Source organism: Bradyrhizobium sp. UFLA05-109, assembly GCF_054185165.1.
The window spans coordinates 1-15,108 of sequence record NZ_JBBIAR010000094.1; the positions used below are offsets into that span (position 1 = coordinate 1).

Below are 15,108 nucleotides of genomic sequence, written 5' to 3' on the forward strand. Positions count from 1 at the left end.
CCTGATACATCTTCAGGATGGCATCGCGGCCGAGATCGCGCGGATTGTTGTCGAGAAGGCGGCGGATCGTGTGGGCCTCGTCGGCCATCGCGCCAAGGTCATCCGCGGGCACGCCGAGCGCGGACAATTTCATCTCGATGCCGAGATCCGCGCAGAAGCGATAGGCCGAGTCAAATGCAGCCGAAGGATTTTTCGTCGCCGGGGCGCCGAGCGCCTCCAGCACTGCCTCCGTCTTCGCCTCCACCGCCGGCATGTTGAACGCCAGCGTATGCGGGAAGATCACCGCGCAGGCGAGACCATGGGCAACGTGATGGCGCGTGCCGAGAGGATAGGCCACCGCGTGGCCCGCGGTGGTGTTCACCGGCCCGAGGCAGAAGCCGCCATAGAGCGATGCCAGTGACAACGCCGCCCGCGCTTCGCGATCCGAACCGTCCCTCACCGCACGACCGAGATAGCGGCCGACCAGGCGGATGCCTTCGCGCGCATAGAGATCGATGGTCGGATGAGCCTTGCGGCTGGTGAAGGCTTCAGTGCAGTGCGCGAGCGCGTCGACGCCGGTCGCAGCCGTGACCTGCGGCGGAACGGTCATGGTGAGATCAGGGTCGACGACGGCGAGATCGGCCAGCATGAAGCGGCTCTGCACCGCGAGCTTGTTGCGGGTTGTGGGATCGGTGACCAGCGCGCGGATGCCGCCTTCGCTGCCGGTGCCGGAGGTGGTCGGCACCTGGATCAGCGCGATGGCGCGGCCCGCGACCTTGTCGGGACCGACGACATCAGCAAGCTTCTGCTCGCCGGTGCAGAGCACGGCGACGAGCTTGGCGAGATCCATCGCGCTGCCGCCGCCGAAGCCGACCACGAGATCCGGCCGCGCCGCGCGCGCGACGCTAAGCGCCTTCTCCAGATTGGGAACGTCCGGCTCCGGCTTGACCTCACCGAATACGGTCACCTCGCCCGGCAGCGCGAGCAGGTCGACGCGCGCCGCGTTGAAGCCATCTGCGATGACGAGCGGACGCCGCACGCCCTTCCCGCTCGCAAACCGCGCCACCGCGGCAATGGTGCCGGATCCGAACTCAATCACCTCGGGGCGGATGATTTCGATTGGTGCAGACAGGTTGGTCATGATTTTCCTTCCCGGGCTCAGGCGCGCGTCGCGCTGGCGGCAAGACGTTCGGCATATTCAATCGCCTCGATCAGGCTGCGCTCATTGGCGATGCCCTTGCCGGCGATATCGAAGGCGGTGCCGTGGTCGACGGAGGTGCGGATGATCGGCAGCCCGAGCGTGATGTTGACGCCGGACAGTTCCTGCCAGCGGCCGGTGGCAGGATCGACCTCGAAGCCGAGCAGCTTGACCGGGATGTGTCCCTGGTCGTGATACATCGCGATCACGGCGTCGTACTGGCCGGCGCGCAGCTTCACGAACACGGTATCGCCCGGCACCGGGCCGACGATGTTGAGTCCGTCGGCGACCGCCTTCGCGATCGTCGGCTCCGACACGTCGATGTCCTGGCGGCCGAACAATCCGCCCTCGCCGGCGTGCGGATTGAGTGCGGCAACGGCGATCTTCGGCTTTTCCAGGCCGAGCCCGCGCAGTGCCTTGTCGGTGAGATCGATGACATAGCGCAGGCGTTCCGGCGTCAGCCGCTTCGGAACGTCCTGAAGCGCGACGTGGGTCGAGACATGGCTGACGCGCATGTTGCCATGGGCAAGCATCATCACCGAGCCTTTGACGCCGGTGAGTTCGGCCAGCATCTCGGTATGGCCGGGATAGTGGAAGCCGGCCTTGTTGAGCGCTTCCTTGTTGAGCGGAGCAGTCACGATGCCGCCGATCCGTCCGGCCTGCGTCAGGCGTACTCCCTGCTCCACCGCCTTGAAGGCGAAGCGGCCGCCGTCGGCCGTCAGCACGCCTGGCTTGATCGGCTCGCCTTCATCATCGGCCTGGAGAAAGCACAGGTTCGGCCAATCCTTGTCCGACGCGCGCACCTCGGGGATATCGAGGTTCGCCGCCAGTTGCACGGCCGCATTCTTCAACGCTGCGCCGCTGCCGATGATCAACAGCCGGAGATCACCGGCTTCGATCCGCGATCGCAGCTTCTCACAGGCCTTGATGATGATCTCCGGACCGATCCCGGCGGGATCGCCCATGGTGATGGCGAGATGCGGATGGGTCATATGTCGTGTCTTTCGTTGATCAAATGACTGTCCTGCAACAGCGTGTGCCACAGGCTCGGCGCGCCGAAGGCGCCTGATTTCGAGATCACGGCAACGCCGTCCCAGCGGCCCCCGCGAATGATGGAGCATGGCAGGCCCGGCATGATGCGTCCGGTCACCTCGAGCGCGCTTGCGCCCAGCGCAAGGCATAGCGCCCGCAAGGTCTCACCACCGGCGACGATCAGCGTGCCCGGCGGCTCCAGCGCAGCGGTCAGCGACCCGAGTCCGCGCGCAATGCGGCGCGCCGCTTCACCTCGGGACAGACCGGAGGCGAGGTCGAACTTCACCAGCGCGACGCCTTCCGTGCAGAGCTTGCGGCGAACCAGTCCCGCGTTGTCTTCGCTGGTTTCCGCAAGCGCAACCACGGCCTCACCGCAAGCCGCAAGCTGTGCGGCCGTCGCAGGCTGGTCCGATCCAAACAGCCCGAGAACCGGCTTACGCAGTACCGACGGCGCGGACGCATCGCTGCCGCGTGCGAGCGCGCCGGCGAGACCACCGCTGCCGCACCACAGGACCGGCTGCGACGCGCTGCGCCCGATCGCGACGATGCGATCGAGATCATCCTCGCTCTCAGCATCGAAGACGCTGATGCCGGCAGGCAAATCGGTGTCGAACCGTCCAGTCTGTCCGTCGAGGCCTTCGGCCGCGAGCTGCGCCAGCAGGTTGTCGCCGACCCGCGACCAGCTCCCGTCATGGGCGCGCGCATATTGCTGGCCGCCAAAGGTGCGGCGTCCCTGATAGGCGAAAGCCGGGGCCAAGATGCAGGACCTCCACGGCCCCGATCGCAGGCACGCCCCGAGCTCGGCCGCCCAGGCGCCGCGCAACAGGCTATCAACCTTCTTGTAGGCGATCGCCCCACTGCGCAGCAGCGGCGCGAGGCGCTCGACGATCTGAGCGCTCTCGGCCTTGTCACGCTCGCGCGTGCCGGTATCGACGGCGAGGCAGGCGGGAAGTTGCGCAGGCAGCGCCTCCGCCCATGTCACCTGAAGCGGTCCGCACATGCCGACGAACTCGGCAGCCGTGTCCAGCGCACCGGTCAGATCATCGGCGAGAAGGCGGAACGACGGCCTCACACCTGCTCCTTGACGCGACTTGCGGCTAGGAGTGTGTCGGCGTTCTCCTGCGTCAACGGCAGCAGCGGCGGCCGCATCCGGCGCCAGCCGGCATGGCCGGTTTCCTGCGCCAGCAGCGTCTTTAGCGAAGCGATCTGCGGGAACACGGAGACGCGCTCGCGCGCCTTGATGATGCGGTTCTGCGCCGCCTCGAGCGCTGCATCATCGTCATTAAAATGATGGAACACGTAGGCGAGCTCACGCGCCACCAGGTTCGAGGTCGCGGTGATGCAGCCCGCGCCGCCCTTCTTCAGAAGCGGCAGCAGCAGCGGATCGGCACCTGCCAGCACGGCAAAGCCCGGGAAGTTCTCGATCATCGCGGTCATATTGGCGAAGTCGCCGGAGGAATCCTTGATGCCGACAATGACGTCCGGATAAGCCGCGCGCAGCCGCGCGATCACCGCGTGCGGGATCGGCTGATGCGACATCTGGGGGATGTGATAGAGCACGACCTTGAGACGAGGGTCCGCGACACGCTGAATGACCTCGCTGTAGGAGGCATACAGTCCCTCGTCCGTGATGTCCTTGTAGTAGAACGGCGGCAGCATCACGACGGTCGTGACACCGAGCGAGAGGGCATGCCGCGTCAGCTCTACCGTCTCGGTCAACGCCGGCACGCCGGTTCCGGGCAGGAGCTTTGACGGCGCGATCCCTGCGCGGACGACGGTCTCGATCAGCGCCTTGCGTTCGCTCGCGGAAAACGAATTGGCTTCGCCGGTCGTGCCCAGCAATGCGATGCCGTCACAACCTTCGCTCAGAAGATGGCGACAATGCGCGACGAAGACGGCATGATCCGGCGCTAGATCGGCATCCAGCGGCGACAACGCCGCGCAAAACACGCCTTTGGGCTGAACGTCCACCACGAGAGATCCTCCGTTGGCATCCGGCCGATTCGATGATCGGAATCCGAACAATTGTTGTCAAACCTTGGGGAGAGGATTAGACTTCGCAGTCGCGGCCGTCAAGCGAGCAGCTCATGCCTTTCCATCCGGGACGGCTTGCCTGCTCGTCGGGCCGGCCGAAATAGAGCGCGGATTCGCGAGGAGTTCCAACTCTTTCCCTCGTGGACGAGGCGCCGCCAGATGAGGAAACGAACATTGGCCAAGACTGCATCGCCAGCCGACAATCCCAAGAACTTCGTGAACTCGGTGGCCAAGGCCTTCGCCGTGCTGAAGAGCTTTTCGGCCGAAGAGTTCGAATTGACGATCACGGAGATCGCCGAGCGCGCCGAGATGGACCGCGGCACGGCGTTCCGCCTGGTGCAGACGCTGGTCAAGCTCGGCTACCTCCACGCCAACGAGGCGACGCGCCATTATCGCCTCAGCCTGAAATGCCTCGATCTCGGATACACCGCGCTCTCCGCCGGCAATCTGCGCGGCCAGGCCGAACCGCTGCTGCGCGAGCTGGTCCCGGCGCTCGGTGACGCCGCATCGCTCGGCGTTCTCGACGGTAGCGACGTCGTCTATCTCGCGCGCGTCAGCGCCGGCCTCGACCGCCACAAGATCGACCGCAGGCCCGGCAGCCGGATCAAGGCCTACGCCGCAGCGCTCGGCCACGTCATGCTTGCGGGCCTGCCGAAAAACGAGCAGGTCGCGCGGCTCGACGCCACCGAGCGGATCAAATTGTCGGAGCGCACGCTGACGGATCTGAAGCTGTTGCTCACGCGGCTCGATCAGGTGCGCAAGCAGGGTTATGCCGTCTCGGACGGCGAAAACGCTTATGGCCTGCGCACCCTCGCAGCACCCGTGTTCGGCCCCGACAAATCCATCGTGGCAGGTATCAGCCTCACCGTCGATGCCAACCGCATCGATATCAAGACGTTCGAAAAGTCGGCGCTGCCGGAGGTGCTGCGGGTCGCCAAGCTCTTGACCACCGCGGTCCAGATGAGCGGCTGATCCTTCCTCCAACCGGGAACCCATTGAACCCGCTGCGGCAATGAACGCGCGGCGGGTGCGACCCGCCGCCGCGTCAACGCGTACGCTTGACGGAGGGCGCCCGGGGAGGTCTAATAGCTACTAACAACATTTGTTCGCATTCCGATCAAACAACAATCGGACGAAACCGGACACAGCGGGCTTCACAACACCGCGTCCGCGTCACCAGAGGAAACACCACTGATGCAAGCCATCCTCAATGGAGAGAGCACGCTCATCGTCGCGATGATCGCTGCCTACATCGCCTTCACGTCGTGGCTCACGATCAAGCTGCGCAGCAGGACGAGCGATCAGTTCATGACCGGCGCACGCGCCATGCCGGCCGTCGTCGTCGGCGTGCTCATGATGTCCGAATTCGTCGGCGCCAAGTCGACCGTCGGCACGGCGCAGGAAGCGTTTCAGTCCGGCATGGCCGCTGGATGGGCCGTGCTCGGGGCTTCGATCGGCTTCCTCCTGTTCGGGTTCTTGATGGTCAAGAAGCTCTACAATTCCGGCGAATACACGATCTCGGCCGCGATCGCGCAGAAATACGGCAAGTCGACCATGCTCACGGTGTCGGTGATCATGATCTACGCGCTGCTGCTCGTGAACGTCGGCAACTATGTCAGCGGCGCAGCCGCCATCGCCACCTCGCTGCATATCAGCCTGCCCGTCGCGATGTGCATCATCGCTGTGGTCTCTACGTTCTACTACGTGTTCGGCGGCCTGAAGGGCGTGGCCTGGGTCACGATCCTGCACAGCGCCATCAAGGTCGTCGGCATCCTCATCATCTTCGCGGTCGCAATGTCGTTGACCGGCGGAATCGCGCCGATCCAGGCGAAACTGCCGGCCTATTACTTCAGCTGGGACGGCAAGATCGGCTTCACGACCATCTTCGCCTGGACCTTCGGCACGGTCGGCGCGATCTTCTCGACGCAGTTCATCGTGCAGGCGATCGCCTCGACACCCAGCGCCGACGACGCCCGCAAAGCGACCCTCTACGCGGCGGCGTTCTGCCTCCCGCTCGGCTTCCTGCTCGCCCTGATCGGCGTTGCGGCGAAGTTCCTCTACCCCGACATGAACAGCCTCTACGCGCTGCCGGTATTCCTGGAGAAGATGCCGCCGCTGGCCTCCGCTTTCGTCACGACGTCGCTGGTCGCCTCGATCTTCGTCAGCGTCTGCACGGTCGCACTCGCCATCGCCTCGCTCGTGGTGCGTGACTTCTATGTCCCCTACTGGAAACCGACGCCGGAGCGCGAGCTGAAGATGACTCGCGTATTCTCGATCGTGATCGGCATCTTGCCGCTGGTCTTCGTGTTCTTCATCCCCGAGATCCTCAAGCTGTCGTTCTTCACGCGCGCGCTTCGGCTGTCGATCACCATCGTCGCGATGATGGGCTTCTATCTGCCGCTGTTTGCCAGCAACCGCGGCGCGACCGCCGGCCTGATCGGCGCAGCAATCTCGACGACGGTCTGGTATCTGCTCGGAAATCCCTTCGGCATCGACAACATGTACATCGCAGCAGCGACGCCCCTGATCGTGATGGCGATCGAGCGCCTCGTGCTCGGCCGCCCGCCCACCGAGCGCGCCGCCCCGACGGCCCCGCAAGGCAATGCTCTCGCAGAAAGGACTTCAGCATGATCGCAGATACCGAGATCGCGGCCGACGGTGTCGTCCGCCAGGTGGCCGGCGATCCCGACCGGTTCGACGCCTTCATTCCCTCGCCCTGCGTGCAGAACCACGCGGCCAATCTGATGCCGCTTGCGAGCGGCGACCTCGGCTGCGTCTGGTTCGGCGGCACGCAGGAAGGCATGTCGGACATATCAGTCTATTTCTCCCGCCTTGCCCGCGGCACGACGCAATGGTCGCCGGCCGAGAAATTGTCCGATGACTCCAGGCGTTCCGAGCAGAACCCGGTGTTGTTCCCTGCCCCGGATGGCACGCTGTGGCTGATGTGGACGGCGCAGCTTGCAGGTAACCAGGACACGGCCTTCGTCCGCAGGCGCCTGTCGCGCGACCATGGCCGGACCTGGGGCCCGATCGAAACGCTGTTTCCGGAGCAGCGCGGCCGCGGCACCTTCATCCGGCAGCCGATCGTGGTGCTCGACAACGGCGACTGGCTCCTGCCCGTCTTCTATTGTCACAGCACGCCGGGACGGAAATGGAATGGCGACGAGGACACCAGCGCCGTGAAGATCTCCTCCGATGCAGGCGCGACCTGGCGCGACGTGGACGTCCCGGGAAGCCGCGGCTGCGTGCATATGTGCATCGAGCGTCTTGACGACGGTTCGCTGCTCGCACTGTTTCGCAGCCGCTGGGCGGACAACATCTATCAGAGCCGATCCACCGATCACGGCCGCACCTGGACGACGCCGGTCGCGACCATCCTTCCGAACAACAACTCGTCGATCCAGTTCACGCGGCTTGCCGACGGACATCTCGCACTCGTCTTCAATGACAGCAGCGCCAATGCCACGACCGAGCGCCGCCTGTCGCTCTACGACGAGATCGAGGACGAGCTGCCACCCGTCATCGCTGGCGACGGCAAAACGGACGGACGCAGCGCGTTCTGGGGTGCGCCGAGAGCGCCGATGACGCTCGCCATCTCGAGCGACGGCGGACGGAGCTGGACCAAGCGCAACGTCGAGACCGGCGACGGCTATTGCATGACGAACAATTCGCGCGACCAGACCAACCGCGAGCTGTCATATCCCTCGGTCAAGCAGAGCGCCGACGGCGCGCTTCACATGGCCTTCACCTACCATCGCCGGGCGATCAAGCACGTTCGCGTGACCGAGCCATGGGCCACGCACATTGCCAGGGACTAGGATGATGGATGGCGGGCGGCCCCATGCGCTTGTGACAGGCGCAAGTTCCGGCATCGGCGCCGCGATCGTCGAACGCCTGCTGCGCGACAGCTGGCGCGTCACCGGAATCAGTCGCCGTCCCGCACCTTTCGACCATCCGTCGTTTGATCACTTGTCGCTTGATCTGGGCAACATCGACGCCATAGCGCCTGCTGTCGCAGGCATCGCACCGACGGCTCTCGTCCACGCCGCAGGCGTTCTCAAGGTCGGCCTGCTCGGCGCGCTCAACCATGACGACGGTGCCGCGATGTGGCGACTGCATGTCGAGGTTACCGAGCGTCTCGCCAACGCGCTCGCTCCGCGCCTGCCCGAGGGCGGGCGTATCGTCTTCATCGGCAGCCGGACCGCATCGGGCGCGTCCGGCCGTGGACAATATGCTGCGACGAAAGCGGCGCTGGTTGCGCTCGCGCGTTCATGGGCGGCCGAGCTCGCCCCACGCGGCATCACGGTCAACGTAGTTGCGCCCGCCGCAACCGAGACGCCGATGCTGAACGATCCGACGCGCGCCAATGTGGCACCCAAACTGCCGCCGATCGGCCGCTTCATTCGCCCCGAGGAAGTGGCGGCCAGCGTGGCGTTCCTGCTCTCGGCGGAAGCAGGCGCAATCACCGGGCAGCAACTCGTCATCTGCGGTGGCAGCTCGCTCTGAACGCGACGCTCGCCTGCGGCTTGCCAGATCGATCCGGCCACGCTCTACTCATCATGTCCTGACTCTGGGAGGAGACACGACATGGTACGCCACGCCGCTCTCTTGAACGGGCTGATCGCGCTCGCCTGTTCTGCGCCCGCCAGTGCAGAGGTCGCACGGTTCAACGTCCTCGATCGCACCACCTCCGCCCTGCAAGGTCGCAGCTTCGGCGCCGCCGGTCAGGTCGAGAGGATCACGGCGAGCGCCACCATCGCGCTCGATCCGGCCAATCCCCGCAACGCAGTCATCACCGATCTCGACCGAGCGCCGCGTAATGCTGACGGCAAGGTCGAGGCAACCAGCGACGTGGTCGTCCTCCGCCCTGCGCATCCGAACGGCATCCTGCTGTTCGAAATACCAAACCGTGGACGCAGGCTGATATCGGCGTGGTTCGACAATAGCTCGATCCAGGGAAGCATTCGTCTCGACCAGGCGGATGACATGGGCCGCGGCTTCCTGCTGTCGCAGGGCTACACGCTGGTCTGGGCGGGCTGGCAGGCGGATGCGCCCACGGGCGCTGGCTTGCTGGGGATCCAGGTGCCGGTCGTCGCCGGAATCACCGGGCCGGTCCGCGAGGAGTGGAGCTTTGGCGACACGACCAATCCGCACCGGGCGACACTGAGCTATCCCGTCTCGGACCGGGGTAGCGCGCAATTGTCGGTGCACGCTCGCGCCGATGACCCGCGGCAAACTCCACCGGAGCTCAAGTTGACCTTCGTTGACGACACGACGATCGAGATCACGCGCCCGCCCGGCTTGATCGCGGATGCGCTGTACGAGCTGACCTACACGGCGCGCGACCCGAAGGTAACCGGCATGGGACTTGCCGCAATCCGCGACGTCGCCGCCTTCCTGAGACGTGAGGGCGGCCCGGCCAATCCGCTCGCGGCCAATGGGCAGAGCGGCATCTCGCGAGCGATCGGACTTGGCATCTCGCAGTCCGGTCGCGTGCTTCGCGACGTGCTTTATTTTGGCATGAACGAGGACGAAGCCGGACGTCTGGTTTTCGAGGCGATGATGCCGATCATCCCCGGCGCGCGGCGCAGCTTCACCAATGACCGTTTTGCCGAGCCAGGCCGCAATCCCGGACCTGAATTCGATCGGCTCTATCCCGTGCTGCGCTTCCCCTTCACTTATGCCGTGACGGAGGATGCGTTCACTGGCCGGCGCGACGGGCTGTTGCTTCGGTGCAGTCTGACCAACACATGCCCGCGCATCATGCAAATCGACTCCGAGTTCGAGTTCTGGGGGTCCGAAGCGAGCTTGCTCGTTACCGACACGCGCGGGCGCGATCTGGAACCGCCACCCGAGGTGCGGCTCTACATGGTCACGGGCAGTCCACACGGCAATGTCGCGACTGCCGTCGTGACACACAGGCCGACCTGCACCCTGCCTCTCAATCCCGTGTATGGCGGTCCAGCCTTCCGCGCGCTGCTCTCCGATTTGCGCGCGTGGATCACCGACGACGTGGCACCGCCGGCAAGCCGCTACCCGACACTGGCGCAGAATACGCTTGCAGCAGCCGGCGACGTCTATCCGGTGCCGATACCGGGCCTCAGCTATCGCGCTCAGTATGCGCGCGCCGAGGCGATCGAGCAGGCAGCTCCGTTGCCGAAGGTGCGCGGGGAATATCCGCTCTATCTGCCGCGCGCCGGTGCTGATGGCAACGCGCTGGCCGGCGTCCGACTGCCATTGCTTGGTGCGGCTCGCGCGACCTACACGGGATGGAATGCGATCGCCGGAGCAGACGGCGCGCAGACGCTATGCACCCAGATGGGCGGCACGCTCGCCTTCGCCGGCACGCGCGCCGAGCGCCTCGCCGCCGGCGATCCCCGCCCCTCGATCGAGGAGCTCTATCCGACGCCGGATTCTTATGTGGCCGCGGTCAAGGCTGCAAGCGTGCGCATGGTCGACGACCGCCTCCTCCTTCCCGAGGATGCAGCCGATGCCGTCGCCGCAGCTCAAGCCGGCACGCTGGCCCGACTGGCGCCTTAAAGCGCGATGAGAATGGGATGAATCACCATCGCGCCTTAGGTTATTGTTTGAGCATGATCTTTTCGGAAAGCCGCTTCGCACTTTTCCGGATCATGCTCTAGCAATTCCTGTGCAAGCGAAGTGCCGGCAAGCCGGCGGCAACCTAGTATACACTTGTATAGTCGCCGCGATTGACGGTTGGAACTAAGCTCTCGTCAACGGTCGGGATCGTCGTTGTCGTCCCGCCGATGCCCGTTTTCGGGATTGCGGATCGTGCAAGTACCCCATGCAGGACCACTCGTTGCGATCGTAGACGACGACAACTCGGTTCGTACCGCAGTTGGCGGGCTGTTGCGCTCCATTGGTGTTTCTGCGGAAGTCTTTGCATCTGCGGAGGAGTTTTTGCGCTTCGCGAAGATGGACCAGGTTGGTTGCTTGGTCGTCGACGCCAATATGCCGAACATGAGCGGACTTGATCTGCACCAGACGCTGCTCGACCAGGGAAATTCGATCCCCACGATCGTCATAACCGCCTACCCGAGCGACCATGTCCGCGCGCGCGCACAGCAGGATGGCGTGCGTTGCCTGCTCGCCAAGCCGTTCAACGAGGACGATCTGCTCAGCGCCATTCGTAACGCCCTGGCGCAAGCAGACCGGTGACCGTCAGGCCACCTTGCCGCTGTCGTTCGATTTTCCCAGCGCAAGAAGAACCCGGTCGGCCATGCGCGACAACTCGGGCAGCGACTTCGCATGCATCTTTCGCATCACCTGGCCGCGATGAACCTTGACGGTGATCTCGCTGAGGCCAAGCTCCGCCGCGATCTGCTTGTTCAGCCGGCCGCTCACCACCAGCGCCATGACTTCGCGCTCCCGCGGCGTCAACGTTTCGAAGCGGGTCTTCAGCTCAGCGGTGATCTTCTCCTGTTCGAGCCAGGCCCGGTCGCGGGCATGGCCAAGCTGGATCGCGTCGAGCAGGTCTTGCTCGCGAAATGGCTTTGTCAGGAATTCGATCGCGCCGCCCTTCATCGCCTGAACGGACATCGGGATATCGGCATGGCCGGTGATGAAGATGATCGGCAACTGCCGCTTGCCGGTGCCGAGCTCGCGCTGCAACTCGAGTCCGCTCTGTCCCGGCAGACGCACATCGAGCACCAGGCAGGTTGGTCCTTCCGGACGCCCCGCCTCCAGAAACTCGCCGACCGAACCCATCAGGCTGACCCGGAATCCCGCCGACCGCAGCAGATTCCCAAGCGATTGCCTTATGCTCGGATCGTCATCGATCACGACCACTGTCGCGGGTTGATCCTTGTCCTTGGGCTCCGCCACAAGCGCACCTTGACACGTGCTTCGACCAAGGAGTGTAGCGGCCCCCCCAAGACGAGGGAAGCCGCCGATCAGCCCGCGTGGCCATCCATCCGCAACCTTCCGGTGAAATAGACTGAACCATTCAGTACGCTCGACTATGCCATCGTATAGCTAGCGAAGCGAAACGAATTCAGTAGGTTAGTAGCATGAGCAGCGAAACCATATCACTCGTGTTCCCGGCGCTCGGCGTTACGATGCTGATCGCCGCGATCGTCCTGCTCGCCGGCGTGTAGCCCGCCTCAACGGGTGCGCCTTCTGGCGGACGCCAAGCGCAGGCAACGCCGGCACTCGTTAAGCAAACCTTAGCGCGGGCCGCCACTCCGCCATCGGACATCATCTGCTGCGTTGCACCGAAACCCGTCCGGCGTGTCAGCGTTCGAACCGTTCCACCAGAAAATCGATGAACAGACGCACCTTGAGTGCGAGATGGCGTGTCGGCGGATAGAGTGCGTAGAGCGCCAGCGGCGGCGCATGATAGTCATCGAGACAGGTCCGCAAGCGCCCCGTCTGCAATGCGTCCTCGCCGATGAAGACAGGGAGCAACGCAATCCCCCGCCCGGCCACCGCGGCATCGCGCAGCACTTCGGCATTGTTGACGCATAGCGTCCAGGAGGGCTGGATCCAGTGATCGCCGTCCTTGCCCGACAGCTTCCACTGGTTGCCGGTGGAGAGGAATCCGTAAGTGAGGCAGTTGTGACCGCGCAAATCGTTGGGATGCGACGGCACGCCGTGGCTACTGAAGTAATCCGGTGAGGCACAGATCACACGGGCGATCGGCGCGATCTTGCGCGCGATCAGGCTCGACGACTCCAGGTCGGCAATCCGCAACGTGACGTCGAGACCGTCCTGGAGCGGATCGACATTCTCGTCGCTCAGCACGAGCTGGATGCGAAGCTCGGGATAGCGCCGCATGAACTCGGCAATCGCCGGCCCGAGCCGAAGCGTGCCGAACGACATCGGCGCATTGACCCGCAGCAATCCGCGCGGTGTCGCCTGCGATTGGGTGACGGTCTGGTCCGCGGCCTCTAGCTCGCCGATGATGCCAAGCACGCGCTCGAAATAGGCTTGGCCGTTTTCGGTCGGGCTGACCCGGCGCGTGGTGCGGTTCAAGAGCTGCACGCCGAGTTCGTCCTCCAGCTCCCCGACATACTTGCTCACCGCGGACCGCGACAACCGCAGCGCCCGGCCCGCTTCGGAAAAGCTGCCGAGCTCGACCACTTTCGCAAAAGCCCGCAGGCTTGCCAGCTTGTCCATTCCGGCATCCATCCAATTGTTTCCAATTCATAGACAGTGATGCCATGAAACGCCAGATTGTCTTTGGAATGGAGCAGAACAATATTTCGGTCATGACGAGCCCGCGGGGCTCACACGCAATGGAGACAAGTCATGGCCGGCCTTCACCACGTCACCGCGATTTCCGGTAACCCGCTGAGGAACCTGAAGTTCTACCAAGAGCTCCTGGGCCTGCGGCTGGTCAAGAAGACCGTGAATTTCGACGATCCCGGCACCTATCATCTTTATTATGGCGACGAGAGCGGCACGCCCGGCACCATCCTTACCTTCTTCCCATGGGAGCATGCGGCTCCGGGCCGGGGCGGCGTCGGCCAGACCCAGCAGACCGCCTTCCGCGTCCCTGCTCGCTCGATCGGCTACTGGACCCATCGCTTCATCGAGAAGGGTGTCGCGCACGAGGCCCTGGAGAAGCGCTTTGGCGAGAGTGTGCTGTCCTTCACCGACCCCGACGGCATGAGCCTGGCTCTGGTCGGCGTTCCTGGTGCCGAGAACGAGCGCGCCTGGAGCAACAGTGACATTCCGGCCGAGCACGCGATCCGCGGCTTTCACGGCGTGACGCTGCTGCTCGATGATGCCGCCAAGACAGGCGCCATCCTGAGCAACGTGCTCGGCTTCGAGGCCGCCGGCCGCGAAGGTTCGATCAGCCGCTATCGTTCGCCGAACGCAGTCGGTGGCGTCGTCGACATCTATGAGGCCAAGGGCTTTCTGCCCGGCCGCATGGGTCGCGGCTCCGTGCATCATATCGCCTTCCGCGCCGCCGACGACGCAACTGAAGCGGAGATGGCGCGCAAGCTCGTGACCGAGCACGGCATGCAACCGACCGAGCAGAAGGACCGCAACTACTTCCGCTCGATCTATTTCCGCGAGCCCGGCGGCATCCTGTTCGAGATCGCGACCGACATTCCGGGCTTCGCAGTTGACGAGCCGCTCGCAACGCTCGGCGAGGCCTTGAAGCTCCCGCCCTTCCTGGAGGCGCATCGCAAGGACATCGAAGGCGTGCTGGCCCCGCTGAACGATGAAAAGGCGGCGTGATGAGCAAGCTCTCTTTCATCCACCGCTTCGAGAAGGGCACGCGGCGCGATCTCGCGCCGCTGCTGCTCCTGCACGGCACAGGTGGCGACGAGAACGACCTGATCCCGCTCGGCCGCATGGTCGCTCCTGACCGCGCATTGTTGTCGATGCGCGGGCAAGTGCTGGAAGGCGGCGCGCCACGCTTCTTCCGGCGTCTTGCCGAAGGCGTGTTCGACGAGGCGGACGTCGTGCGCCGCGCGCACGAGCTCGCTGACTTCGTCGATGCCGCACGCAACGAGTACGGCATCGCGGCGCCTGTGGCGCTCGGCTATTCCAATGGCGCCAACATCGCCGCAGCCATCCTGCTGCTTCGACCGCAAACCCTGCGCGGTGCCGTGCTGCTGCGCGCGATGGCGCCGCTGGCAAAGCCTCCGCAAGCCGATCTCGCCGGCAAGTCGGTGCTGCTGCTCTCCGGCCAGCACGATCCGATCGTTCCGCCCGACAACATCGAAGGCCTTGCCAAGACGCTGGTCGAATCGGGCGCGCGCGTCGAGGGCCGCGTGTTGCCGGTCGGCCACCAACTCTCGCAGCTCGACGTCAATCTGGCGCGCGAGTGGCTGGCCGAGAAAGGATTGTCCGACGGCTCACGCCGCAACGAAGCCGCGAACGCATGAGGT

14 protein-coding genes are annotated in these 15,108 nt (G+C 64.7%); 8 read left to right on the forward strand and 6 right to left on the reverse strand.

The window, feature by feature from the left end:
• From Q3C01_RS40585 to Q3C01_RS40600, 4 genes are all read right to left on the reverse strand, one after another.
• The coding region (locus tag Q3C01_RS40585) for an iron-containing alcohol dehydrogenase (protein ID WP_458150943.1) at window positions 1-1,120 on the reverse strand (1,120 nt) is incomplete at its 3' end.
• A gap of 17 nt (window positions 1,121-1,137) precedes the next feature.
• On the reverse strand, window positions 1,138-2,169 hold the full coding sequence (pdxA, locus tag Q3C01_RS40590) for a 4-hydroxythreonine-4-phosphate dehydrogenase PdxA (RefSeq protein ID WP_458150944.1): 1,032 nt from the start codon (window positions 2,167-2,169) through the stop codon (window positions 1,138-1,140).
• Entirely contained in the window at window positions 2,166-3,281 is a 1,116-nt protein-coding gene (locus Q3C01_RS40595) for a four-carbon acid sugar kinase family protein (protein ID WP_458150945.1), read from the reverse strand. Before Q3C01_RS40595 ends, pdxA begins: the two co-directional genes overlap by 4 nt.
• Window positions 3,278-4,183: a dihydrodipicolinate synthase family protein gene (locus Q3C01_RS40600; RefSeq protein WP_458150946.1), complete on the reverse strand. Its 906-nt coding sequence runs from the start codon at window positions 4,181-4,183 to the stop codon at window positions 3,278-3,280. Before Q3C01_RS40600 ends, Q3C01_RS40595 begins: the two co-directional genes overlap by 4 nt.
• Before the next feature lie 234 nt (window positions 4,184-4,417).
• On the opposite strand from Q3C01_RS40600, the gene Q3C01_RS40605 reads away from it, so the two are divergent.
• The 6 genes from Q3C01_RS40605 to Q3C01_RS40630 all read left to right on the forward strand — a co-directional run bounded on the left by Q3C01_RS40605 (window position 4,418) and on the right by Q3C01_RS40630 (window position 11,422).
• A complete protein-coding gene (locus Q3C01_RS40605; protein ID WP_458150947.1) occupies window positions 4,418-5,215 on the forward strand; it encodes an IclR family transcriptional regulator in 798 nt (265 codons plus the stop codon).
• A gap of 222 nt (window positions 5,216-5,437) precedes the next feature.
• Window positions 5,438-6,874: a sodium:solute symporter family protein gene (locus tag Q3C01_RS40610; RefSeq protein ID WP_458150948.1), complete on the forward strand. Its 1,437-nt coding sequence runs from the start codon at window positions 5,438-5,440 to the stop codon at window positions 6,872-6,874.
• Window positions 6,871-8,061 (forward strand): sialidase family protein, encoded by a 1,191-nt coding sequence (locus Q3C01_RS40615; protein WP_458150949.1) that lies wholly within the window; start codon window positions 6,871-6,873, stop codon window positions 8,059-8,061. The genes Q3C01_RS40610 and Q3C01_RS40615 overlap by 4 nt, the downstream gene beginning before the upstream one ends.
• Before the next feature lie 4 nt (window positions 8,062-8,065).
• On the forward strand, window positions 8,066-8,749 hold the full coding sequence (locus tag Q3C01_RS40620; RefSeq protein WP_458150950.1) for an SDR family NAD(P)-dependent oxidoreductase: 684 nt from the start codon (window positions 8,066-8,068) through the stop codon (window positions 8,747-8,749).
• Window positions 8,750-8,830: 81 nt separating this feature from the next.
• A complete protein-coding gene (locus tag Q3C01_RS40625) occupies window positions 8,831-10,783 on the forward strand; it encodes an alpha/beta hydrolase domain-containing protein (protein WP_458150951.1) in 1,953 nt (650 codons plus the stop codon).
• A 252-nt stretch (window positions 10,784-11,035) separates the two neighbouring features.
• Window positions 11,036-11,422 (forward strand): response regulator transcription factor, encoded by a 387-nt coding sequence (locus Q3C01_RS40630; RefSeq protein ID WP_458150972.1) that lies wholly within the window; start codon window positions 11,036-11,038, stop codon window positions 11,420-11,422.
• 3 nt (window positions 11,423-11,425) lie between these two features.
• Here the strand turns inward: Q3C01_RS40630 and Q3C01_RS40635 are convergent, their stop codons facing one another.
• Window positions 11,426-12,088 (reverse strand): response regulator transcription factor, encoded by a 663-nt coding sequence (locus Q3C01_RS40635; RefSeq protein ID WP_458150952.1) that lies wholly within the window; start codon window positions 12,086-12,088, stop codon window positions 11,426-11,428.
• A 408-nt stretch (window positions 12,089-12,496) separates the two neighbouring features.
• Window positions 12,497-13,381, reverse strand: coding sequence for a LysR family transcriptional regulator (locus Q3C01_RS40640; protein ID WP_458150953.1), 885 nt, complete (start codon window positions 13,379-13,381; stop codon window positions 12,497-12,499).
• A gap of 132 nt (window positions 13,382-13,513) precedes the next feature.
• Here Q3C01_RS40640 and Q3C01_RS40645 point away from each other — a divergent pair, with 132 nt between their 5' ends.
• Both Q3C01_RS40645 and Q3C01_RS40650 read left to right on the forward strand, forming a co-directional pair.
• Window positions 13,514-14,452: a ring-cleaving dioxygenase gene (locus Q3C01_RS40645; protein ID WP_458150954.1), complete on the forward strand. Its 939-nt coding sequence runs from the start codon at window positions 13,514-13,516 to the stop codon at window positions 14,450-14,452.
• Window positions 14,452-15,105, forward strand: a complete 654-nt coding sequence (locus Q3C01_RS40650; RefSeq protein ID WP_458150955.1) for an alpha/beta hydrolase — start codon at window positions 14,452-14,454, stop codon at window positions 15,103-15,105. Before Q3C01_RS40645 ends, Q3C01_RS40650 begins: the two co-directional genes overlap by 1 nt.
• The last annotated feature ends 3 nt before the right edge of the window (window positions 15,106-15,108 follow it).

Coding starts and splice junctions, on each gene's coding strand:
- pdxA (WP_458150944.1), bottom strand. CDS start 2,169: ATGACCCATCCGCATCTCGCCATCACCATGGGCGATCCCGCCGGGATC.
- Q3C01_RS40610 (WP_458150948.1), top strand. CDS start 5,438: ATGCAAGCCATCCTCAATGGAGAGAGCACGCTCATCGTCGCGATGATC.
- Q3C01_RS40615 (WP_458150949.1), top strand. CDS start 6,871: ATGATCGCAGATACCGAGATCGCGGCCGACGGTGTCGTCCGCCAGGTG.
- Q3C01_RS40620 (WP_458150950.1), top strand. CDS start 8,066: ATGGATGGCGGGCGGCCCCATGCGCTTGTGACAGGCGCAAGTTCCGGC.
- Q3C01_RS40625 (WP_458150951.1), top strand. CDS start 8,831: ATGGTACGCCACGCCGCTCTCTTGAACGGGCTGATCGCGCTCGCCTGT.
- Q3C01_RS40640 (WP_458150953.1), bottom strand. CDS start 13,381: ATGGACAAGCTGGCAAGCCTGCGGGCTTTTGCGAAAGTGGTCGAGCTC.
- Q3C01_RS40645 (WP_458150954.1), top strand. CDS start 13,514: ATGGCCGGCCTTCACCACGTCACCGCGATTTCCGGTAACCCGCTGAGG.
- Q3C01_RS40650 (WP_458150955.1), top strand. CDS start 14,452: ATGAGCAAGCTCTCTTTCATCCACCGCTTCGAGAAGGGCACGCGGCGC.